Origin of the sequence: Pseudomonas sp. VI4.1 (assembly GCF_002029345.1) — a bacterium.
GTDB lineage: Bacteria > Pseudomonadota > Gammaproteobacteria > Pseudomonadales > Pseudomonadaceae > Aquipseudomonas.
Genome location: NZ_MULM01000154.1, coordinates 1 through 21,533, shown reverse-complemented (window position 1 = coordinate 21,533; position 21,533 = coordinate 1). Strand labels below are relative to the sequence as shown.

At 57.7% G+C, this 21,533-nt stretch carries 23 protein-coding genes; 12 read left to right on the top strand and 11 right to left on the bottom strand.

All coding sequences use genetic code 11. From position 1 onward, the window contains the following. Nucleotides 1-69: 69 nt before the first annotated feature. The 3 genes from BZ163_RS15825 to BZ163_RS15815 all read right to left on the bottom strand — a co-directional run bounded on the left by BZ163_RS15825 (nucleotide 70) and on the right by BZ163_RS15815 (nucleotide 3,032). Nucleotides 70-1,248 carry a GAF domain-containing sensor histidine kinase gene (locus tag BZ163_RS15825; protein WP_128871691.1) on the bottom strand — a complete coding sequence of 393 codons (1,179 nt, stop codon included), beginning with the start codon at nucleotides 1,246-1,248 and terminating at the stop codon, nucleotides 70-72. A gap of 156 nt (nucleotides 1,249-1,404) precedes the next feature. Next, nucleotides 1,405-1,710 (bottom strand): PepSY domain-containing protein, encoded by a 306-nt coding sequence (locus tag BZ163_RS15820; protein ID WP_128871690.1) that lies wholly within the window; start codon nucleotides 1,708-1,710, stop codon nucleotides 1,405-1,407. Nucleotides 1,711-1,904: 194 nt separating this feature from the next. After that, nucleotides 1,905-3,032 (bottom strand): glycerophosphodiester phosphodiesterase, encoded by a 1,128-nt coding sequence (locus tag BZ163_RS15815; RefSeq protein ID WP_128871689.1) that lies wholly within the window; start codon nucleotides 3,030-3,032, stop codon nucleotides 1,905-1,907. A gap of 234 nt (nucleotides 3,033-3,266) precedes the next feature. On the opposite strand from BZ163_RS15815, the gene BZ163_RS15810 reads away from it, so the two are divergent. Then, nucleotides 3,267-3,593, top strand: coding sequence for a DUF2025 family protein (locus BZ163_RS15810; protein WP_128871688.1), 327 nt, complete (start codon nucleotides 3,267-3,269; stop codon nucleotides 3,591-3,593). Here BZ163_RS15810 and BZ163_RS15805 read toward each other — a convergent pair whose 3' ends face one another. After that, the gene (locus BZ163_RS15805; protein WP_128871687.1) at nucleotides 3,594-4,124 is read right to left on the bottom strand and encodes a DUF1003 domain-containing protein; all 531 of its coding nucleotides are present in this window, start codon (nucleotides 4,122-4,124) and stop codon (nucleotides 3,594-3,596) included. Between the two features lie 65 nt (nucleotides 4,125-4,189). Continuing rightward, a complete protein-coding gene (locus BZ163_RS15800; RefSeq protein ID WP_128871686.1) occupies nucleotides 4,190-4,798 on the bottom strand; it encodes a TetR/AcrR family transcriptional regulator in 609 nt (202 codons plus the stop codon). Nucleotides 4,799-5,009: 211 nt separating this feature from the next. Here BZ163_RS15800 and BZ163_RS15795 point away from each other — a divergent pair, with 211 nt between their 5' ends. Both BZ163_RS15795 and BZ163_RS36435 read left to right on the top strand, forming a co-directional pair. Beyond that, the gene (locus BZ163_RS15795; RefSeq protein ID WP_128871685.1) at nucleotides 5,010-6,062 is read left to right on the top strand and encodes an MBL fold metallo-hydrolase; all 1,053 of its coding nucleotides are present in this window, start codon (nucleotides 5,010-5,012) and stop codon (nucleotides 6,060-6,062) included. Nucleotides 6,063-6,375: 313 nt separating this feature from the next. Further along, nucleotides 6,376-6,600 (top strand): hypothetical protein, encoded by a 225-nt coding sequence (locus BZ163_RS36435; RefSeq protein WP_128871683.1) that lies wholly within the window; start codon nucleotides 6,376-6,378, stop codon nucleotides 6,598-6,600. A gap of 77 nt (nucleotides 6,601-6,677) precedes the next feature. Here BZ163_RS36435 and BZ163_RS15780 read toward each other — a convergent pair whose 3' ends face one another. Then, nucleotides 6,678-6,995: a helix-turn-helix transcriptional regulator gene (locus BZ163_RS15780; protein ID WP_128871682.1), complete on the bottom strand. Its 318-nt coding sequence runs from the start codon at nucleotides 6,993-6,995 to the stop codon at nucleotides 6,678-6,680. 364 nt (nucleotides 6,996-7,359) lie between these two features. On the opposite strand from BZ163_RS15780, the gene BZ163_RS15775 reads away from it, so the two are divergent. After that, nucleotides 7,360-7,722: a hypothetical protein gene (locus BZ163_RS15775; protein ID WP_128871725.1), complete on the top strand. Its 363-nt coding sequence runs from the start codon at nucleotides 7,360-7,362 to the stop codon at nucleotides 7,720-7,722. A gap of 32 nt (nucleotides 7,723-7,754) precedes the next feature. Next, complete coding sequence (locus BZ163_RS15770; RefSeq protein WP_128871681.1) at nucleotides 7,755-8,459, top strand: hypothetical protein; 705 nt, start codon at nucleotides 7,755-7,757, stop codon at nucleotides 8,457-8,459. Between the two features lie 14 nt (nucleotides 8,460-8,473). On the opposite strand, the gene BZ163_RS15765 is transcribed toward BZ163_RS15770, so the two are convergent. After that, a complete protein-coding gene (locus BZ163_RS15765; RefSeq protein WP_128871680.1) occupies nucleotides 8,474-9,463 on the bottom strand; it encodes a hypothetical protein in 990 nt (329 codons plus the stop codon). 256 nt (nucleotides 9,464-9,719) lie between these two features. On the opposite strand from BZ163_RS15765, the gene BZ163_RS15760 reads away from it, so the two are divergent. Continuing rightward, on the top strand, nucleotides 9,720-10,532 hold the full coding sequence (locus BZ163_RS15760; RefSeq protein ID WP_128871679.1) for an HNH endonuclease: 813 nt from the start codon (nucleotides 9,720-9,722) through the stop codon (nucleotides 10,530-10,532). Nucleotides 10,533-10,661: 129 nt separating this feature from the next. Here BZ163_RS15760 and BZ163_RS15755 read toward each other — a convergent pair whose 3' ends face one another. From BZ163_RS15755 to BZ163_RS15740, 4 genes are all read right to left on the bottom strand, one after another. Further along, nucleotides 10,662-11,195: a Bro-N domain-containing protein gene (locus tag BZ163_RS15755; RefSeq protein WP_128871678.1), complete on the bottom strand. Its 534-nt coding sequence runs from the start codon at nucleotides 11,193-11,195 to the stop codon at nucleotides 10,662-10,664. A gap of 389 nt (nucleotides 11,196-11,584) precedes the next feature. Then, entirely contained in the window at nucleotides 11,585-12,835 is a 1,251-nt protein-coding gene (locus BZ163_RS15750) for a ribonucleotide-diphosphate reductase subunit beta (protein WP_128871677.1), read from the bottom strand. A gap of 510 nt (nucleotides 12,836-13,345) precedes the next feature. Further along, a complete protein-coding gene (locus tag BZ163_RS15745; RefSeq protein ID WP_128871676.1) occupies nucleotides 13,346-13,660 on the bottom strand; it encodes a hypothetical protein in 315 nt (104 codons plus the stop codon). Nucleotides 13,661-13,848: 188 nt separating this feature from the next. Beyond that, on the bottom strand, nucleotides 13,849-14,112 hold the full coding sequence (locus BZ163_RS15740; protein ID WP_128871675.1) for a DUF2790 domain-containing protein: 264 nt from the start codon (nucleotides 14,110-14,112) through the stop codon (nucleotides 13,849-13,851). A gap of 438 nt (nucleotides 14,113-14,550) precedes the next feature. Here BZ163_RS15740 and acs point away from each other — a divergent pair, with 438 nt between their 5' ends. The 6 genes from acs to BZ163_RS15710 all read left to right on the top strand — a co-directional run bounded on the left by acs (nucleotide 14,551) and on the right by BZ163_RS15710 (nucleotide 21,361). After that, entirely contained in the window at nucleotides 14,551-16,506 is a 1,956-nt protein-coding gene (gene acs / locus BZ163_RS15735; protein WP_128871674.1) for an acetate--CoA ligase, read from the top strand. Nucleotides 16,507-17,205: 699 nt separating this feature from the next. Beyond that, the gene (locus tag BZ163_RS15730) at nucleotides 17,206-17,979 is read left to right on the top strand and encodes an ABC transporter substrate-binding protein (protein WP_128871673.1); all 774 of its coding nucleotides are present in this window, start codon (nucleotides 17,206-17,208) and stop codon (nucleotides 17,977-17,979) included. Between the two features lie 91 nt (nucleotides 17,980-18,070). Beyond that, on the top strand, nucleotides 18,071-18,760 hold the full coding sequence (locus BZ163_RS15725; RefSeq protein WP_007943881.1) for an ABC transporter permease: 690 nt from the start codon (nucleotides 18,071-18,073) through the stop codon (nucleotides 18,758-18,760). Further along, nucleotides 18,757-19,455, top strand: coding sequence for an ABC transporter permease (locus BZ163_RS15720; protein WP_128871672.1), 699 nt, complete (start codon nucleotides 18,757-18,759; stop codon nucleotides 19,453-19,455). The genes BZ163_RS15725 and BZ163_RS15720 overlap by 4 nt, the downstream gene beginning before the upstream one ends. A 1-nt stretch (nucleotide 19,456) precedes the next feature. Next, a complete protein-coding gene (locus BZ163_RS15715) occupies nucleotides 19,457-20,569 on the top strand; it encodes a M14 family metallopeptidase (protein ID WP_128871671.1) in 1,113 nt (370 codons plus the stop codon). Nucleotides 20,570-20,596: 27 nt separating this feature from the next. Next, complete coding sequence (locus BZ163_RS15710) at nucleotides 20,597-21,361, top strand: ABC transporter ATP-binding protein (protein ID WP_128871670.1); 765 nt, start codon at nucleotides 20,597-20,599, stop codon at nucleotides 21,359-21,361. Nucleotides 21,362-21,533 lie beyond the last annotated feature (172 nt).

Sequence of the window (21,533 nt, the reverse complement as noted above, 5' to 3'; positions counted from 1 at the left end):
TGTCGCGGGTTTCACAGGTTCACTTGAGCCGCATCATCGCAAGGCTGTTTGACGGTTTTGTGACGGTTCCTAGGGGCGAATGGGCAGGCTGAAGGTAAAGATCGTGCCCTGTTCCGCGTTGGAGACCACGTCCAGCGTGCCGCCATGGGACCTGGCGATTTCGCTGGCGATGTACAAGCCCAACCCGAGGCCGGCCTGCGGTGTATCGCCGGTCGGTCGCGAGTAGGGTTTGAACAGGTGCGGCAACGCCTCCTCGGCAATCTGTCCCTGATTTTTGACGCTCAGCACAAAGGTGGCTTGATCGCTTTGCGCGCTGGCCACGACCGCACCTGCACGATCGCCATGGGTGACCGCGTTGGCCACCAGATTGGAGGCCAGTTGCGCGACTCGCTCGCGATCGCACTGCACATCGCGCAAGTCGCCGATGGACGACAGGATACTGCGGTCGGGGTGCACGCTCTGGATTTCAGCAATCACATGGCGTAATGCCTCTTCCAGATCCGGGCACGGCTCGATGTTCACCGGGATGCCCTTGCCCATGGAGCCGCGGGTGAAATCCAGTACATCGTCGACCAGTCTGGTCGCGCGCCGGGCGCTGGTCAGTATGTGTTGCACCAGCTTGTCGCGGGCCGGGTCGGGAAACTTGCGCAGGAGCATTTCCGCGCCGGCGCTGATGGCAAACAAGGGGTTGCGCAAGTCATGCCCGAGCACGGCGATGAACTGTTCGCGCAGTTCTCCGTTGGCCTGCTCCTGAATCAGCGCCGCTTCGGTCTTCTGCTGGTTTTCTTCGGATTCGATCTGCAGCGCCAGCATCCGTGCGAACGACTCCATGGTGCTCTGGATCGTGCTGGAGGTGAGCGGCGCCGGGTTGGGATCAAGGGCGCAGATGGTGCCGAAGAAACGCCCGTCAGTGCGAAACACCGGTACCGCAATGTAGCTTTCGAATTGATACAGGCGCGGCGTGTGGTGGTCGCGGTAAAGCGGGTCGTCACTGGCCTTGTCGATCACCACGGCGTGGTGGGCCTGGCGTATTTCGTGGCACAGCGTGGTCGTGACCTCCAATTCACCACCGACCTGCAGGCCGAAACCCAGTTGATCGAGCACCGCACAGGCGGTCCAGGAGTCTTCGGTGACGCGGGCCACTGCAGCAAAGCGCAGGCCGGTCATTTCGCGGATCACCTGAAGTATGGCGGGCACCGCGCTGATTCGACCGATGGTGGCGATGTCTGCTGCCGCTGTATGACCCATGTACGTTGTTCTCGCTGCAAGACGCCGAGGATGTCGAGGAATTCTAACGGGCTGGCGCGAGCTTGGCGTCACTTGTTTGATGGCGTTCGGAATCAGTTGCCGCAAGATGCAAAAAGCCGCACGACCCGACGGTCGTGCGGCTGTTTGATAGGCGTATCAGTCGTCTTGTTTGTTTTTCAGGACTTCGCCGGTGGCGGCATTCAAATCCACGTCCCATTCAATGTTTTTGGCATCGCGCAGTTCAACTTCGTATTCGTAGTTGTTGAAGTGGTTGTCCAGGTCGCTGTCGGTAATCGTGGCCCCCGGGTGCAGTTTCAGCACGATCTGGTTCAGTTCTTCCAGCGGCTTGATCTTTTTGTCTTTGACCAGCTGCGGGATCTGATCGACAGGCACATCGGCCTGGGCCAGGCCAGCGGTGAGGGTCAGGGCAGCTGCGGTGAACAAGGCAGTCAGGGTTTTCATGGGGTTCTTTCCTTGGATTGATCTGTTTAAGTGGGATCAGATTAACTGTGGCAACTTAATTCAGCCTTAATTCCTCAAGCGGCGTCGTTAGTTAGAGCTTCGCTGGCAAGCCAGCTCCTACGAGGCCTGCGCAAAACCTGTAGGAGCGTGGCTTGCCCGCGATGGCAGCGCCTCGGTGTAACGCCAGGCGCACATCAATACCCATTGTTCTTCAACAACTGCGCCACACTCGCCGCCGCCGGCCGTTTATAAAACTTGAGCAGTTCGCTGGCGCGGTTGGTGAAAATGCCATCGACCCCGGCGTCCATGACTTTCTGATAATCCACGGCATCGTCGACGGTGTAGGCGTGCACCAGCAAGCCCTGGTCATGGGTGTACTGGTTCATCCACGGTTGCACCAGGTCCGAGTAACTCTGATCACCCCCCTGGGTCAGCCTGACAGAAGGGCCGGTGCCGATGGCGCCCTGGGCCTTGGCGTACTCGACCCAGCGCTGGAATTCGGCTTTGTCCTTCGGTTGCTGTTTGGCGTAGAACGTCGCTTTGTCCTTGTCGCCGGACTGGGCGAAGGTCACCTTGGACTTGGGCTCGATGCTGCCTTCGCCGACCCACAGCAGCAGGATCTTCGGCACTTGCGGCATTTCCTTTTGCAACAGTTCGAGGCTGCCCTTCTCGAACGTTTGCAGCACCACCTTGCCTTTGCCCTGGCCGACCGCCAGTTCGCTTTTCGCCAGTTTCGAACCGGTCGGACTCAACCAGCCGCGATCCTGGAGCTTGTCCTTGAGGTCGCGTTCGAGACCGGGAAACTGCTTCGGTTCCTTGGTTTCGATGTACAGGCCCGGCTTGTGCAGCGGGTTGCCCTGGGCGATGTCGATGATCTCGTCCAGGGTCAGGATCTTCAGCCCCGCATAGGACGCACGGGCGCGATCCGGATAAGCGTGGTTGAACCAGCTGCCGGCATCGAGGGTTTTCAGTTCGGCAAGGGTGAAGGCGTTGGCCGGGCTGTCCTTGCGCTCCGGAAATTTGGTGGCGACGTCGGTGGTGCGTTGCAGGTTGTCGTCGTGCAGGGCGAACAGCACGCCGTCCTTGCTGCGCTGCAAGTCCAGCTCCAGGTAATCGGCGCCCAGATCGCGCGCCAGTTTGTAAGCCGGGGCGGTGGATTCCGGTGCATCGAAGGACGCGCCACGGTGGGCGATCACGGCGGGATGCGGGATACCCAGGCGGGTCGCCAGTGCGGTGGGGCTTGGTTCGCTGGCGGCCTGTGCCTGGCCGAGGCCGAGCAGCACACTCAGCAACAGGGCGCTTTGGGTGAAGGTGACAGGCATGGGTCGAGGTCCTTTCGCAGTTTTTCAAAGAGTCCCCTTTTAACAACTGAGGGCTGCCAGCGCTATCGCGAGACCGACATAAACCGATTCAAAGCAGATATTTCCCGCGCTTTCATGCGGTTCCTTGCAGTACCCTTGGCCCCGGCAGCGTCCCCGGCAGAGGGAACGCCATTGATTTGTCTTGCGTGTAAACCATCGATCACCGGTCCATCGCGACCCTTTGTGAGGTTTACCATGCGTATCACTTCCCAGCTCATCTGCCAGGCTGCCGACCAACTCAAGGGCTTCGTCGGCCTCAATCGAAAAACCGGCCAGTACATCGTTCGCTTCAGTGAAGACGCGTTCGGCATGGACGTGGCGGATGACGGCATCATTGCGGCGAGCGAGTTCGTCTGGGCAGCCGGTCCGGAGCAGGCCATGACGCTTAAACGCGAGTCGATTCAGTTGTTGCTGGATCAGCACATCGATGACCGGATCAACATTACCGAACCGTTGCGGGTGTACATGAACCGGCGGGAAGTGCCTGAGATTTCGGCAGTGCGCAGTCTGGTGCAGGACTGATCAGCGGCTCGGCTGATCCTTGGCCACAAAGTGCTGATGCATCTCCGACGTCAGGCTCTCGATGCGTTCAGTCAGGGCCTTGGTCATTTCGGTCAGCCGGGTGTTCTGCTCCAGCAGTTCCAACAGTTGCGCGCTGTTCTGCGCGGCCTGGGCCTGACGTTCGGCGTTGGCCACGGCCAGGGCTTCGCGGTGCTGCGCATCGGCATCGGACTGGGCTTTGTCACGGGCGGCCTGGCGGGTCTGGGCCAGCAGAATCAGGGGTGCGGCATAAGCCGATTGCAGGCTGAACGCCAGGTTGAGCAGGATGAACGGGTACAGGTCAAAGTGGGCCACGCCAAACAGATTAAGGCATATCCACACCACCACGATCAGCGTCTGCGCACCGAGAAAGGTCGGTGTGCCGAAGAACCGCGCAAAGGCTTCGGCGCGCAAGGCAAACTTGTCGTTGCCAAAGGTCGGCGCCAGGTGCGCGTGAGGCCGGTGGAAACGCAGGTGATCGACGGCGGCGGTGGTTTTGGTGTCGGTGGTCATGGGGCTCTCTGCCTGGCGCTGGGACTGAGGCTCACTATAGCGCCAGGGCGCAGCGAGAGCTTGATCTAGACCTGATGGCAGGCCAGAAACATGTCCAGCGCCGACTCCACGACTGCGCTCTGCCGCTCGGCTGACAGGGTTGGCAGGCCCATGGAAATCTGTGGCCAGAAGGCAAAGGACTTGAGCATTCCCTGAATCTGCTGCGCGGCAAATTCCGGCTCGCCCGGTTTTAACCGGCCGGCGGCCTGGGCGGCACGGATCCACAGGGTCAGGCTTTCTTCGCGTTCGCCCATGCGCGCGACCATGTTCTGCGCACGCTCCGGGGAATGGATGGTGGCGGCGATGGCAATCCGGGCCAGGTCGAGAAAATTGTCGTCGCTCATCATCTGCAACTTTGCCATCAGCATCCGGCGCATCTGGTCGCGCAGGGGCAGGTCCGGACGGTAGGACGTTTCCGGTTCCGCGGTCAGTCGCGCCCACAACTGATTGAGGATTTCGGCGAACAACTCTTCCTTACTGGGGAAGTGGTTGTACACCGTGCGCTTCGACACCCCTGCAGTGGCGGCGATCTTGTCCATGCTGGTGATGTCGAAGCCGTTGGCACGGAATTCGGCAATCGCCGCCTGAATGATGGCTGCACGTTTTCGATCGGTGAGGCGCTGTGGGGCAGTCATAGGGACGCTTCGTCAGGAAAAGGTAAAGATTACACTGATCAGTTTACTTGTGATCGGCAATGATGCAACCTAGAAACTACACTGTGCAGTGTAATGCTCTGTTAATCCTGTGCAGTGACCATAGAGTTTTCGGCTAGTGCGTGCGTGCTCGGCCATTTAACGTTTCAAAGCAGAGGGCCGCCAATCAGCGGTTTTCCTGGAGTCTTCAGCCATGGCCACCTCAACTTCCCCGGCGGACAACACCGCCACACCTGAAGCATCTCGACAGACTCAAGTGCAATACCGAAACCATGCCCCGGTGCAACGCGAAGGTTTTCGTAAAACCTTGCGCATCCTGTGGAACATGATCTTCCACAAACCGGGCAACACCCGCCCGACGGCACCCGTACCGGTGCAAAACCTGACGCGAGCGGCATTGCTTGCCGCGCCCAATCACAGCGTCTACCGCCTCGGTCATTCCACGGTACTGCTGAAACTGCGCGACAAATTCTGGATCACCGACCCGGTCTTCGCTGAACGCGCCTCACCGGTGCAATGGGCCGGCCCCAAGCGTTTCCATCAGCCACCGATCAGCCTGGACGAATTGCCGCCGATTGAAGCGGTGATCCTGTCCCACGATCACTACGACCACCTCGATTATCAGGCGGTACTCAAACTGGCGGACAAGGCTAACTACTTTCTGACGCCCCTGGGCGTGGGCGACACCCTGATCAAATGGGGCGTCGACGCCAGCAAGGTGCGTCAGCTGGACTGGTGGCAGGGCACCGAGGTCGAAGGCCTGCAGTTCATCGCCACCCCTTCGCAACATTTTTCCGGCCGCGGCCTGTTCGATGGCAACAGCACCCTGTGGGCTTCATGGGTGATGATCGACGGCGACACGCGAATCTTCTTCAGCGGCGACAGTGGCTATTTCGACGGCTTCAAACGCATCGGCGAACAGTTCGGACCGTTCGACCTGACACTGATGGAAACCGGCGCCTACAACGTTGAATGGCCCCATGTGCACATGCAGCCGGAGCAGACCTTGCAAGCGCATCTCGATCTGAAAGGGCGCTGGTTACTGCCCATCCACAACGGCACTTTCGACCTGTCGATGCATGCCTGGTACGAACCCTTTGACCGGATCCTGGCGTTGGCCTGGGAGCGCAATGTGTCGATCACCACGCCGCAAATGGGGCAAGCCTTCAATGTGCTGCATCCGCAGCGAGGCAGCACCTGGTGGGACGAGGTCGAGCAGCAGGTGTACCAGCAGAGTGTCGGCTAAAGCGGCTACAGGGCGGGGCGCGTATTCGTACAGGATTCAGCGATAAGTGATGACGGACATTTCCAGCGTCGTCGATAGGCTGGAAAACGGGTGAACTCATTCACTCGCTATCCATCATCACAAGGATTTTTATCACATGGATGTGACATTAAAAGCCTGCATGACGCGAAGGCATTGGCCATCGCCGAGTCGCTGGATCAAGAGCGACGGGCAGGGCATATTCGAGGCCCACTGCATGGCATTCCGATACCGTGGGCCTGCTCAGTCGCACGGGCATTATTCCCGTGACATACAAAACCGATACCCCGGGCCGATGACGCGCACCGTTCGCGAGGCTGCCCTGCTATTGAATGCCATGACCGGCAATGACAATGCCGAACCGATCAAAACACCACAGCCCATTCGCCGCGTGGATTACACGAAATGGCTGCAACCGACACGAACCGGTCTTGCCGTCCAAAGCCTGGAGCAACTGGTGCAATTCAACGAAAACGCTCCCGGCGCAAGTATCCCGTGCGCGGCGGGCACCGGCGTTTAATCCGTAGGCAGTGGCGGGTGCTGAATAGGCGAGTCATAGCTCGACGCTCATTGAGCGTCAGAGCTGCTCCTGCCAGATCACTCAACCATCGCATAATCCGCCCGTCCCACCGGATTCGGCGTCGAGCCCTTCACATTCATCCCTCTCCCCGGCGCAAACCCCGGGAAGAACACCAACCCCTCCGCTTCGAACCGGTAAGCCAACGCCAGCCGGGTCACATCCAGCACATCACGCTCGGCTTCGAATCGTTGAATGGCGTCAACCGAAACGCCGGATTCTTCAGACAGCTCTTTGATACTCCAACCCAGCATCGCCCGGGCCTGGGCGCAGTGGGTTGGCGTGAATTGGAAAAGGGCGATACGTTCCAGGGTGATCTTCATCGCATAAGAGGCCATGGTGTTCTCCGGGCTCGAGAGTGTCGGTTCAAAATATACTGTGTTTTTGTACAGTTGTTTTGGCCTCGGATCAAACTCATTTTTTGAAGCATGCTATTTCGGCCACTCCAGCCAGATCTACGATGGCTCTCACGGCACTCGGCGAAACAGCGTCGAATACGCCGCTGATCTCTCACAGTCTAAATCCCAACGCGAGCAGCAAACCTCCTGGATCGGGCGGCTTCGGACCGAGTGCATGCCCGTTTCTACGTGGGTTTGCTAGTTTTTGTAATAGCAAGCATGCGCATCAGTCAGGGTTGGAATCAGGAGGCCTCTTCTCACGAATATGCCTTCGCACCATTTCAACTTCACCCAGGAGAACCTCATATCGATCCTCGAAAGCGACTGGAAGAAATTCAAGGAACTGCGCAAGATTGCGCTCGATCGTTTCTGCCAAGGTGTACTGGCTGATGCCAACACCATCACCGGGCATGACGCGCTTTCGTCGCAAGCCAGGTATGTAATGCTTCATCGCTTGATGCGCGATCGGCACAACGACATAGGCCGGATTTTCGACGCCTACAGTCGCTACAAGGCACCCATGGCCCTGCGATTGATGGTCAGGCACGACTTATTGACCGATGCAGAACTCTCGATTCTCAGCGAGGCAACGCAGCAGGACCTTGCTGACGTTGTTCGCCAGCCCTATGAGCTTGAATGGATTGAAGAGATCGAGCGAGAGGACTGAACATCGCACATCGCATTATTAAAGGACCACGAATGTTGATCTTCAACTGCACCGAAGCCGCCGGCAACTTCTTCAGTCGCGTGCACAAAGGCAAGAAAATCACCCCGGTGGAGAAGCCGCCATCGACCGTTGTCGAGGACGACGAGCCAGACGAATTCGCCGAGCAATGGCTGGTCCACGCCAAGACCGTGCAACGCAAGCACGTGTTGTACGTCATCCATGTGCAAACTCGTTACTGCATGATCTTCGCCGACGCTAAAAAGGCTGACGTTGCAGGTTTTATCCAACGATTTACCGAGCGCTGGATGAATGGGCTGATGCGTGATGCGCTGCACCATGACGCCCTGCAATGGGCGGGTGGTACCGACATGCTGGCGCGAATCGCTGAAAGCTGCCGCCAATACAAGCTGTACAAACGTGGTCATCGCAGTGCGCAGGGACACCTGGGTGAAATTGCCTGGATCTTTGAGGATTACGCCGCAGAGTGGGGATGTTTACCTCCAGACGAGATCATGGCTGGTCGCTTTGACGCAAAGATGAATGGCTTCATCAGAGGAAATAAAAGCGTCAAAGGTTATTTAGTGCCGGACGAAGAAATGATGGCCCACTGGATGCGCCAGTACTGTGGTCTCGACGAGTCCGTCATCCAGGACGCCCGCAACCGACGTGATGAAGTAAAACGAGAGATACGGGAGCTGGAAGCGGCCCACGAGCAGCAGGATCAGCCGTTGCAATAACGCTATGCAGCGAGTTACTTGCCCGCCAACCCCGGCGCCTCACGAATAATGAAGTGATCCAGGTTCTCGATATCGGCACTGAACACCCCGAACGTCTGCTCGGGGTTCTTCTTGCTCGGCACCTGCTGCAACTCCGGCGTCACCCCATAAAAGAAGCAAAACAACTCGGCATCACTGTCGATGGCATGCTTGATCTCCTCCAGAAACGCCTTGCGCTTGCGGTAGTTCTCAATCAGCTTCTTGCTCAGGTAAACGTTGACCGAATAAGGCTTCTTCTTCGCCTCATCCCCTTGCTTGAACCAGACCTTCTGTTCGAAATCGATGCGAAAGCTCTGGGTGTAATCCTTGATCTCCTTGATCTTGCCCCAGTAGATCAGCCCCTTGTTGTCCTGCAGATACTCGATTTTCTTGAAGAATGATGCATAAGGCGCCGTGTGCTCGCCAATCTTCAGCGGCATGCGCTTGAGCAACTCCTTGTCCTCGAAGTTCGAGACGAAGCATTCCACCGGATGCGCGAAGACACTGGTCTTGTCCGGCGCCGAGTCGCGAGTTGAATGCTCGACGTCACTGGCCGCTGAAGGAAGTTTGGGATCATCCCGCAGGACATCCGCCATCACTGCCGGGTTGGATGGCTTGCGCACATACTCACGCCGAGTCAGCAATAACTCGGATGGGAAATATTCCTCGCGACTGTCATCCGTTTCCGCACCCTCCGCCTCGACGCCCGATGCCGGCGTCTTCAAGCTGACATAAGGACAACCCTCGATATGCCGGGTGCTGGGGATGTTCTTGAAGTGCGGCGTGCGTACGTAATTGACATTCTTGGCGTTGAACGTCCCCAACACATTCCCCGCATCGAACGCCAAGCGGCACGCATCGTTGGGGCACTGGAAGTGCTCCTTGGCGGAATCGAACGCCATCGTCTCGTCGAAATTCAAATCGCGCACGTCATAGATCGACAGCTTGGCGTCGAGGCTGAGGCAGTAGGCGAGGTCGAATTTCATGGTGGGCGCGGGTCTTTGAGTGGGGAAGGGGTATTAATAGCGGGAGGCGCCTGGTGGCGCACCTGTTAATTCACCTCAGTAACGCCACCATCTTCATTTTCAGGGCTACGTCACAGCCTTGTGCGTTCTAGGCGCGACACATGCGCCATCTGCTCTCGAGTTTCTGGTTCGATCTGGTCGTGAGAGCTTTCCGCCAATCGTGTAGGAGTTTTCCTTAAATTTGGTAGTCTTCATCCTCTAATAAGAGGATGAGTGGATGCCAGCTGTCATTGCCGAAAATGATGAATCGAAGTGGGCCGACGAAACTGGGGTCCGTTACCACTTCCCGAAGCAGTACCGAGCGATACTGACCGAAGGAACGGCGGTGCTTTATTACAAAGGGAAGATGACAAACAAGGCTTTTTCGGATCAGCGTCTGAGTACCAATCCTCACTATTTTGGTATTGCTCGAATTGGAAAGGTTCATGCGGATGAGAACAGCACGCAAGGTGATTTGTTCGCTGTCATTGAGGGCTTCAGACCTTTTGAATCTGCAGTCCCGATCAAGCTCGACGGGGAATACCTCGAGCAAATTCCTGTAAAACTGAAGAGTAATTACTGGCGTAATGGTGTCCGGTTAATTGACCAAGCGGTGTTTGACGGCATCTGCTCCCATGCTGTGCTGAAGTCGGAGCAGGTCGACGACTTCAGCTCAATCGATAGTGCACAGGAATTTGAGACTAGAGTTATCGGGACTGAAGGGAAAAAAATCGCCTATTACGGTGTGAGGTATGAGCGCTGTCCGAAGCTTAGGCTTCAGGCAATCGCTATTCATGGGCTTCGATGTAAAGCCTGTGACTTTGACTTTGAGAAAGCGTACGGCGCGCATGCAAAAGGCTTTATCCATGTACACCACGTGAAGCCCATTTCCGAATTTGACGAGGACCAGGTTGTCGATCCAGCGACTGACTTGATTACCCTCTGCGCAAATTGCCACGCGGTTACTCATAGGAGGCCCGAAAAGTTGCTGAGCATTGAGCAATTGAAAAGTCTTCTCAACGGTCGTTGGGTTTTCGATGATTTAACCTAAGCTAGCTAGGTGGGTGTAAGAACGCCGAGGGGAGAAACCCTCGGACGATACTGAGTGGCCATAACGGGAATACGAAAATTCCTACAACAATAGCGACGACTCTCACAAGCGATCTTACAAGCACGTCAGTTAACCCATTGAATGCTTCGACGATTGGAACACCTGTGCGACCCTCCGCCACCAAGGTTTAACTGCTGTCACCGGCCGCTGCGGCTGATTATGCAGTAGATGAGGCATGTCCCGCAGCCGAATCCAGCCTTCATCCTGCCAATGCAGCAGGCTCAACGACATCTCCGGCCAATCCAACAAGCTCAACATCGGCCGATCCGGATTTACCGAGGGTTCTGCGTCGCGTAAGGCTGGCACCACCTGATGGGTCAACCACGCACGCAGTAAGCGATTCCCTGGAACGTAGTGATAAACCAACAGCGCATATACCCCTGACTCGCTGAGCATCAGCTGTTTTTCTGGCTGCCAGAAATACTCAATCCACAAAACACGACGCTGATCTTTATCCAATTTGCTAACCATACGATCACTCAGATGGACGCCCATTAAACGGCCAATATCGCGGGCGCAGAACCATGGTTGATTTTCAAGAAGAAGGGCGTGGAGGTGGAGGTTGTGGCGGGTGAAGATCGTCGGGCTAAGGGGATCGCGCATGACCGATCGGTGTGGAGTTTCTGCAGGCATATCCATTACCTCTACGTTTGAGTGGAAGAGGGCCGGAACCCGACGTAGAGGATCTAAGAAATCCCAACAGGCTGTTTCCCCACTCACAGGATTGCGCGTGTATCGCTGATATCAGCGCGCGTTCTGTGGAAAGGAAGTTAGCTTCTACGTTGGGCGTTTCTTAGGCACCTGCTGTAGAGCTTAGAGGTGCTCTGAAACGACATCAATGCGGACGATGCTGGAATTGTTGTAGGAGTTTTAGTGGTGAAGGTCGAGTTTAGTGAGACTTTTCTTACCCAATAAAAAGGCCCCGATCAGATCGGGGCCTTTTGCAATTCGATTTGTCGATTTACATCGTCAAATCGCGGCGAACTCGGGAATCAATCCCAGCTCAACGCCCCACCAGTCTGATACTCAATAACCCGCGTCTCAAAGAAATTCTTCTCTTTCTTCAAGTCCATGATCTCGCTCATCCAAGGGAACGGGTTAGTCGTCCCTGGGTACTCTTCTTTAAGACCGATCTGCGACAGACGACGGTTAGCGATGAACTTGAGGTAGTCCTCCATCATCGCCGCATTCATCCCCAGCACGCCACGAGGCATGGTGTCCCGCGCGTATTCGATCTCCAGCTGAGTGCCTTGCAGAATCATCTGCGAAGCCTCTTCCTTCATCTCGGCATCCCACAAATGCGGGTTTTCGATTTTGATCTGGTTGATCACGTCGATGCCGAAGTTCAGGTGCATGGATTCGTCGCGCAGGATGTACTGGAACTGCTCGGCGACGCCGGTCATTTTGTTGCGGCGGCCCATGGAGAGGATCTGGGTGAAGCCGCAGTAGAAGAAGATGCCTTCCAGGACGCAGTAGTAGGCGATCAGGTTGCGCAGCAGCTCTTTGTCGGTTTCGACGGTGCCGGTTTCGAACTTCGGATCGGAGATCGAGCGGGTGTATTTGAGGCCCCAGGTGGCTTTTTTCGCGACCGATGGGATCTCGTGGTACATGTTGAAGATCTCGCCTTCATCCATGGCCAGGGATTCGATGCAGTACTGGTAGGCGTGGGTGTGGATCGCCTCTTCGAAGGCCTGGCGCAGGATGTACTGGCGGCATTCCGGGTTGGTGATCAGGCGGTACACGGCCAGGACCAGGTTGTTGGCAACCAGGGAGTCGGCGGTGGAGAAGAAGCCGAGGTTGCGCATGACGATGCGGCGCTCGTCGTCGGTCAGGCCTTCCGGGTCTTTCCAGAGGGCGATGTCGGCGGTCATGTTGACTTCTTGCGGCATCCAGTGGTTTGCGCAGCCGTCCAGGTACTTCTGCCAGGCCCAGTCGTACTTGAAAGGTACGAGCTGGTTGAGGTCGGCGCGGCAGTTGATCATGCGCTTTTCGTCGACCGCTACGCGGGCGGAGGCGCCTTCGAGTTCGGCAAGGCCTTCGGCAACGTCGAGGTTGTTCAGGGCTGCTTTGGCTCGGGCGATCGCGGCGGAATCGGACGCGGTGACGGCGCGAGCTTCTTGAGCCGCGACACCACCAGCCGTATCGAGGCGGTCCATGTTGGCTTCAGTCGCGTGGCCGGCGTTTGCGCCTTTTACAACGGTTTCGCCGCTGTCTTCTTTGTCGAATTCGTCCCAGCTCAGCATGACGTGTCGTCTCCTGCGTGAGGGCCAGATGCCCGTGTGATTGTGTTCACACAGCTTTCTGACCGCATTGGATCTTAAGAAATAGTTTTTTGCAGCAGCTAAGGCAGGCAATAAAACAGAATTTTGTACGGGGTTCCGAGAGCCACTGATGGGCGCGGGCAGCGATGATCGCTACTGCGGGGCTTCAGACTGGCTTTACATCCCTGTAAGGGGATATTGCAGGCCCGTTTAGGGCGGCATTATAGGGAAGTTTTCATCGCTTTGCTGCGGTGAAATTGGCTGACGGGCTGGTCGACGAGATACGTTTTTCGTTGGAGCGAGGATTTACAGGGCTTTGGCAGCGATCACGGGTGCAGTTTTTTTTTCATAAAATTTAACGCAGATCTTTTTTGTTCAAAAAACAGCCAGAAAATCACGTTTTTTACTACATCTTGTGTTTTTGGCCGTTTTTAAGTAGCTCCAGACACAACTAAGCCCGACCGAAGTCGGGCTGTAAGTCACGCTCGAGGATCAGCTCAGGCGACCAGCACCCACGTGATCGGCACCATCGGCAGCGACCTTGGCGGCACCGGTGTGATCGAAGCCGTCAGCGGCGACTTTGGCGGCGCCTGTGTGATCAAAACCGTCGGAAGCGAGTTTGCCCGCACCGACGTGATCGGCACCGTCGGCGGCGAAGTTAGCCGAGCCGGTATGGTCGTAACCGTCAGAAGCGACAGCTGCCGAGTTGGTGTAGGCAGCCGAGCCGGTGCGGTCGTAGCCGTCGGCGGCAAAGGTGTTGGCGGCCAGGACGGAGAGGGTCAGGGCGATGATCAGTTTGGCTTTCATGTGAGTGCTCCAGGTTCGTTGGCGTTGTGTGCCTTGGGTGTGGAATTGATACTACGCCGACTATTTTGATTAAAAAGCGCAAATAAACGCTAAAAATAATCGAATAATTCGATATAGAAGGTTCGGCGCTTCATCTGCCTTGAACCGCGGGCGGATGGGTCGAACCTTGGAAAGGAGAGGGCGGGTGATCAGCCGTTGGAGCAGCCGTTGCCCATGACGCTGTAACGCAGGATGTGGCGCTGACCTTTGGAGTCGTCGTATTCCATTTTGGCCGGAACAACTTCGCAGACGTTGGGGATTTCGCTCATCGAGATGACTTTGGCGATGTCCAGGTCGGTGGAGTAAGTGTATTCCTCGATGGCGATTTGCTGCTGTGCGACATCAGTCGGAACCCCATCTGCCATGGCGGTTGCGCACAGGCTGCTGAGGGCCAGAACTAATAAAGCTTTCATTTCAGGTTTACCTTTTAAAGGTCGAGTGGGGTCACGCAACCTTTTGGGGGTTGCGTGTGGAGCGGGTTACCGGGTTTTGGATTAACTGCCTTCGTGGGGGCTGCAACTTGGTTAATCGCGTTGCCTTGTTGGCGAGGTGGATTTTAGGCGTGGGGTGGGCATTCATATAGGTGGGGTTTTGATAAACACTTTTGGCGAATTTTGTAACAATCCCTGGATAGCGTTGTAGGAGCCGGTTGGCTGGCGATCTTGACGACGTGGTTTTTCAGGTGCGCCGCATTCGCCGGCAAGTCGGCTCCTACAGGGGTTGCGTACGTATTTCGGGCTTACCACACTAATTTGTAGGGGCTTGTTACTACCATCGTCGAATGGTTCTATAGGCCCGGTCCGGCTACAACTGGGTCATACAAAAACAACTATTCCACCGAGGTAAGAAAGATGAGTGCGGCTTCCCTGTATCCCGTTCGTCCCGAGGTTGCGGCCAACACGCTGACTGATGAGGCGACCTACAAGGCCATGTACCAGCAGTCCGTCGTCAACCCGGATGGCTTCTGGCGCGAGCAAGCCAAGCGCCTCGACTGGATCAAGCCTTTCACCACGGTGAAACAGACCTCGTTCGACGATCACCATGTCGACATCAAGTGGTTTGCCGACGGCACCCTCAACGTTTCCTACAACTGCCTCGACCGTCATCTGGCCGAGCGCGGCGATCAGGTCGCGATCATTTGGGAAGGGGATAACCCGGCCGAAAGCCGCAACATCACCTACCGCCAATTGCACGAAGAAGTCTGCAAGTTCGCCAACGCCTTGCGCGGCCAGGATGTGCACCGCGGCGACGTGGTGACTATCTATATGCCGATGATCCCCGAAGCCGTGGTCGCCATGCTGGCCTGCACCCGGATCGGCGCGATCCACTCGGTGGTGTTCGGTGGCTTCTCGCCGGAAGCCCTGGCCGGTCGCATCATCGATTGCCGCTCCAAAGTGGTGATCACGGCCGACGAAGGCCTGCGTGCCGGCAAGAAGATCCCGCTCAAGTCCAACGTCGATGACGCGCTGACCAACCCGGAAACCAGCAGCGTGCAGAAGGTCATCGTGTGCCAGCGCACCGGTGGCGACATCAAGTGGAACCAGCATCGCGACATCTGGTACGAAGACCTGATGAAAGTGGCGGGCAGCGTTTGCGCGCCAAAAGAGATGGGCGCCGAAGAAGCGCTGTTCATCCTTTACACCTCCGGTTCCACCGGCAAGCCCAAGGGCGTGCAGCACACCACCGGCGGTTACCTGCTGTATGCGGCCATGACCCACGAGCGCGTGTTCGACTACCGCCCGGGCGAAGTCTACTGGTGCACCGCCGACGTCGGCTGGATCACCGGCCACACCTACATCGTCTACGGCCCGCTGGCCAACGGCGCGACCACGTTGCTGTTCGAAGGCGTACCGAACTATCCGGACATCACCCGGGTGGCGAAGATCGTCGACAAGCACAAGGTCAATATCCTCTACACCGCGCCGACTGCGATCCGCGCGATGATGGCCTCGGGCACCGCCGCTGTCGAAGGCGCCGATGGCAGCAGCCTGCGTCTGCTGGGTTCGGTCGGTGAGCCGATCAATCCGGAAGCCTGGGATTGGTACTACAAGAACGTCGGTCAGTCCCGTTGCCCGATCGTCGACACCTGGTGGCAGACCGAAACCGGCGCCACCCTGATGAGCCCGTTGCCGGGTGCACACGGCCTGAAGCCGGGTTCTGCGGCGCGTCCGTTCTTCGGCGTGGTGCCGGCCCTGGTGGACAATCTGGGCAACATCATCGAAGGCGTGGCCGAGGGCAACCTGGTGATTCTCGATTCGTGGCCAGGCCAGGCGCGTACCCTGTATCGCGACCATGACCGTTTCGTCGACACCTACTTCAAGACCTTCCGCGGCATGTATTTCACCGGTGACGGTGCCCGTCGTGACGCAGACGGTTACTACTGGATCACCGGGCGTGTGGATGACGTGCTCAACGTGTCCGGGCACCGCATGGGCACGGCCGAGATCGAAAGCGCGATGGTCGCCCACCCGAAAGTCGCCGAGGCGGCGGTGGTCGGTGTGCCGCATGACATCAAGGGGCAGGGCATTTATGTCTATGTCACGCTGATCGCTGGTGAAGAGCCGACCGAGCAATTGCGCCTGGAACTGAAAAACTGGGTGCGCAAAGAGATTGGCCCGATTGCTTCGCCGGATGTCATCCAGTGGGCGCCGGGGTTGCCGAAGACTCGCTCGGGCAAGATCATGCGCCGGATTCTGCGCAAGATTGCGACCGCTGAGTACGATGGGTTGGGGGATATCTCCACCCTGGCGGATCCGGGTGTGGTGCAGCATTTGATTGATGAGCATAGGACGATGAACGTCGCTTAACGGCGGTTCTTGAGTCAATGAAGCCCCGTCAGGCATTGCGCCTGGTGGGGCTTTTTTTGTCTGGGGTTTTTGTGTTGTCTGTACTGGCCTCTTCGCGGGCAAGCCCGCTCCCACAGGGATTTGTGGTGTGAATGCAATCGCAATCTATCCCGAAAACCCTGTGGGGGCGGGCTTGCCCGCGAAGGCGACCTGTCAGACGTCGCATAAACAACGAACCAATAATTATCGGCTTCGCCCGTAGTCCGTTTCTTACTGTTACCCGCTACCCTTCAAGTAACTAAATGTGTAACCGCTGGCGCCAATACGGGGCATTGAGAAACGCAATATCCCGTTCCCGGGGCACTTCAGCACCCATAAAAAATAAGACCCAACGCTACACTTGCCGGATTAGAAGGCTTTGCCAATAATAGGCCCGCAATTTGCAACTTTGATCGGTTCTCTGTCTTTTGCTCTTGCATGAAATTGCAAGGCTGTCAACGCGCCCGAACGGCTTTCTCGGTGCATCTGTAATTTGTTGTCGCATTGAAGAAATATCGGCTTCGGGCCTGTCGTTAGAATGCCGATCACTCGCTCGTCGTTGCTCGTGTTGAATTCAACAGGGGTTTTCCAGGACGCAGCACTGCTTTGCGGTTCTATTCATTCGCATATTGGGCTGTCGCTCACTCTGCCGTTTTAGCCCTTTACCGATGGAGTCCCAAGATGAAGAAACTCGTGCTGCTTGGCGCCCTGGCACTTTCCGTGCTGTCCCTGCCGACGTTCGCTGATGAAAAGCCGCTGAAAATCGGTATCGAAGCGGCTTACCCTCCGTTCGCTTCCAAAGCGCCGGACGGCAGCATCGTGGGTTTCGACTACGACATCGGCAACGCCCTGTGCGAAGAGATGAAGGTCAAGTGCACCTGGGTCGAACAAGAGTTCGACGGCCTGATCCCGGCCCTCAAGGTGCGCAAGATCGACGCGATCCTGTCGTCCATGTCGATCACCGAAGACCGCAAGAAGTCCGTGGACTTCACCAACAAGTATTACAACACCCCGGCGCGCCTGGTGATGAAGGCCGGCACCCCGGTCAGCGACAGCCTGGCTGAGCTCAAGGGCAAGAACATCGGCGTGCAGCGCGGTTCGATCCACGAGCGTTTCGCCCGCGAAGTCCTGGCCCCGCTGGGTGCCGAGATCAAGCCTTACGGTTCCCAGAACGAAATCTACCTCGACGTCGCGGCCGGTCGCCTCGACGGCACCGTGGCAGACGCTACGCTGCTGGATGACGGTTTCCTGAAAACCGACGCCGGCAAAGGTTTCGCCTTCGTTGGCCCGGCCTTCACCGACGTCAAATACTTCGGCGACGGCGTGGGTATCGCAGTACGCAAGGGTGACGCGCTGAAAGACAAGATCAACGCCGCGATCACCGCCATTCGCGAGAACGGCAAGTACAAGCAAATCCAGGACAAGTACTTCGCCTTCGATATCTACGGCAAGTAATCCGCCCCGGCGACACGTCCGAAATGGCGCAAGCAGCAGGATCTCTGAGGTTTGCGCCATTTTTTCATCCCCCTTTTCGAGGACCTGAATCATGTTGAAAGGCTACGGGGCTGTCATCCTCGATGGCGCTTGGCTGACGCTTCAGCTCGCCTTGTCGTCCATGGTCCTGGCGATTGTTCTGGGTCTGATCGGCGTTGCGCTGCGTCTGTCTCCGATCCGCTGGCTGGCCTGGCTGGGCGACCTGTATTCCACGGTGATCCGCGGGATTCCCGACCTGGTGCTGATCCTGCTGATTTTCTACGGGGGGCAGGACCTGCTCAACCGCGTCGCACCCCTGCTTGGTTTTGACGACTACATCGACCTGAACCCGTTGGCCGCCGGTATCGGCACCTTGGGCTTCATCTTCGGTGCGTACCTGTCGGAAACTTTCCGTGGTGCGTTCATGGCGATCCCCAAAGGTCAGGCAGAAGCCGGCATGGCGTACGGCATGAGCAGTTTTCAGGTGTTCTTCCGGGTGTTGGTACCACAGATGATTCGCCTGGCGATTCCGGGTTTCACCAACAACTGGCTGGTATTGACCAAGGCCACTGCGCTGATTTCGGTGGTGGGTCTGCAAGACATGATGTTCAAGGCCAAGCAGGCGGCCGATGCCACCCGCGAGCCTTTCACCTTCTTCCTCGCAGTGGCGGCGATGTACCTGGTGATCACCAGTGTCTCGTTGCTGGCATTGCGTCACCTTGAGAAGCGCTACTCGGTAGGCGTAAGGGCGGCTGATCTATGATCTTCGACTACAACGTCATTTGGGAGTCCTTGCCGCTGTACTTCGGCGGTTTGGTGACCACCCTGAAATTGCTCGCGCTGTCGCTGTTTTTCGGTCTGTTGGCGGCCTTGCCGCTGGGCCTGATGCGCGTCTCGAAGAATGCGGTCGTCAACATGTCGGCCTGGCTCTTCACCTACGTGATTCGCGGCACGCCGATGCTGGTGCAGCTGTTTTTGATCTACTACGGTCTGGCGCAGTTCGAAGCGGTACGTGAAAGCTTCCTGTGGCCATGGCTGTCCAGCGCCACGTTCTGTGCGTGCCTGGCGTTCGCGATCAATACCAGCGCCTACACCGCTGAAATCATTGCCGGCAGTCTGCGCGCCACGCCGAACGGCGAGATCGAAGCGGCCAAGGCCATGGGCATGTCGCGCTACAAGATGTACAAGCGCATCCTGCTGCCATCGGCCCTGCGCCGGGCGCTGCCGCAGTACAGCAACGAAGTGATCATGATGCTGCAGACCACCAGTCTGGCGTCCATCGTGACCCTGATCGACATCACCGGTGCCGCGCGCACGGTCAATGCCCAGTTCTACTTGCCGTTCGAGGCCTACATCACGGCGGGTGTGTTCTACCTGTGCCTGACCTTCATTCTGGTGAAGCTGTTCAAACTGGCCGAACGCCGCTGGCTGGGCTATCTGGCCCCGCGGAAGCACTGATATGGAACGCATCGACCATGCATTGCCGTGGAGCAACCTGGGCAGCGAACGCCAGATTTCGGTGTTCCGCTTCGGTGGTGGCGAGCGCAAGGCCTACATTCAGGCCAGCCTGCACGCCGATGAATTGCCGGGGATGCGCACGGCCTGGGAGCTGAAAAAGCGCCTGGCCGAACTCGAAGCCCAGGGCTTGCTCAACGGTGTGATCGAGCTGGTGCCGGTGGCCAATCCCATTGGCCTCGGCCAACTGCTTCAGGGCAATCATCAGGGTCGTTTCGAGGCAGGCAGCGGCAAGAATTTCAACCGGGATTTCGTCGAGCTGAGCGCGTCGGTGGCTGCCGAGCTGGATGGGCATCTGGGTGATGATCCCCACGCCAATATCCGCTTGATCCGTCAGGCCATGAGCGACCTGCTCGACGCTTTGCCGCCGGCCGCGAGTCAGTTGCAGGGCATGCAGCGCGTGTTGCTCAGCCATGCCTGCACCGCCGACGTGGTGCTGGACTTGCATTGCGATACCGACGCGGCGCTGCACATGTACGCCTTGCCGCAGCACTGGCCGCAGTGGCGTTCCCTCGCCGCGCACCTGGACGTGAAGGTGGGGTTGCTGGCGGAAGAATCCGGCGGCAGTTCCTTCGACGAAGCCTGTTCGCTGCCGTGGCTGCGCCTGTCGCGTCTGTTCCCGGACGCGCAGATTCCGCTGGCCTGCCTGGCGACTACCCTTGAACTGGGTGGGCAGGCCGACACCGGTCGGGTTGAAGCGCAAGCTTACGCCGAAGGCATTCTGGCGTTCCTCGCCGAGCAAGGCTTGATCAGCGGCGAATGGCCGAAGCCTGCGCGAGAAGCCTGCGAAGGCATGCCGTTCGAGGGCACCGAATTGCTGTTCGCGCCGCACCCTGGCGTGATCAGCTTTTTGCGCAAGCCCGGCGAATGGGTTGATGCCGGCGACGAGATTTTCGAAGTGATCGATCCGTTATCGGATCGGGTCAGCACGGTGTGTGCTGGTACGTCCGGGGTGCTGTTTGCCATTGAACGGCTGCGTTATGCCCAACCCGGTTTCTGGCTGGCCAAGGTGGCGGGGCGCGAAGCGCTGCGTCACGGGCGCTTGCTCAACGACTGACTGACTGTTTTTGTGAGAACCGACCGCATGTACAAACTTGAAGTCCAAGACCTGCATAAACGCTATGGCAGTCACGAAGTGCTCAAGGGCGTGTCCCTGAAAGCGGCGGCTGGCGATGTGATCAGCATCATCGGCTCCAGTGGCTCCGGCAAAAGTACGTTCCTGCGTTGTATCAACCTGCTCGAGCAGCCGCACGCCGGCAGGATTCTGCTCAACAACGAAGAGCTGAAGCTGGTGGCGAACAAGGAAGGCGCGCTGAAGGCGGCCGACCCGAAACAGCTGCAACGCATGCGTTCGCGCCTGTCGATGGTGTTCCAGCATTTCAATCTGTGGTCGCACATGACCGCACTGGAAAACATCATGGAAGCGCCGGTGCACGTACTCGGCATGTCCAAGGCCGAAGCCCGCGAGAAGGCCGAGCTCTACCTGAACAAGGTCGGCGTGGCGCATCGCAAGGACGCTTACCCGGGCCACATGTCCGGCGGTGAACAGCAGCGCGTGGCGATTGCCCGGGCGCTGGCGATGGAGCCCGAAGTGATGCTGTTCGACGAACCGACCTCGGCGCTCGACCCGGAACTGGTGGGCGATGTGCTGAAAGTCATGCAGGCCCTGGCCCTCGAAGGCCGGACCATGGTGGTGGTGACCCACGAAATGGGCTTCGCCCGGGAAGTGTCGAATCAACTGGTGTTCCTGCACAAAGGTGTCGTCGAAGAAAGCGGCAACCCGCGTGAGGTGCTGGTCAATCCACAGTCCGAACGCTTGCAACAATTCCTCTCGGGCAGCCTGAAGTAATCGCTGCCGTTACGCACCGGGATCGTGCATGCTTCCTGATCTAAAGGCTGCCCCCGATCCCCTGTAGGAGCCGGCTTGCCGGCGAAGGCGATCTCTGTAGGAGCCGGCTTGCCGGCTCCTACAGGGGGGCTGGGTTGGTTTTGAGATGTGCGTTCATTTACGGGCTAGCATT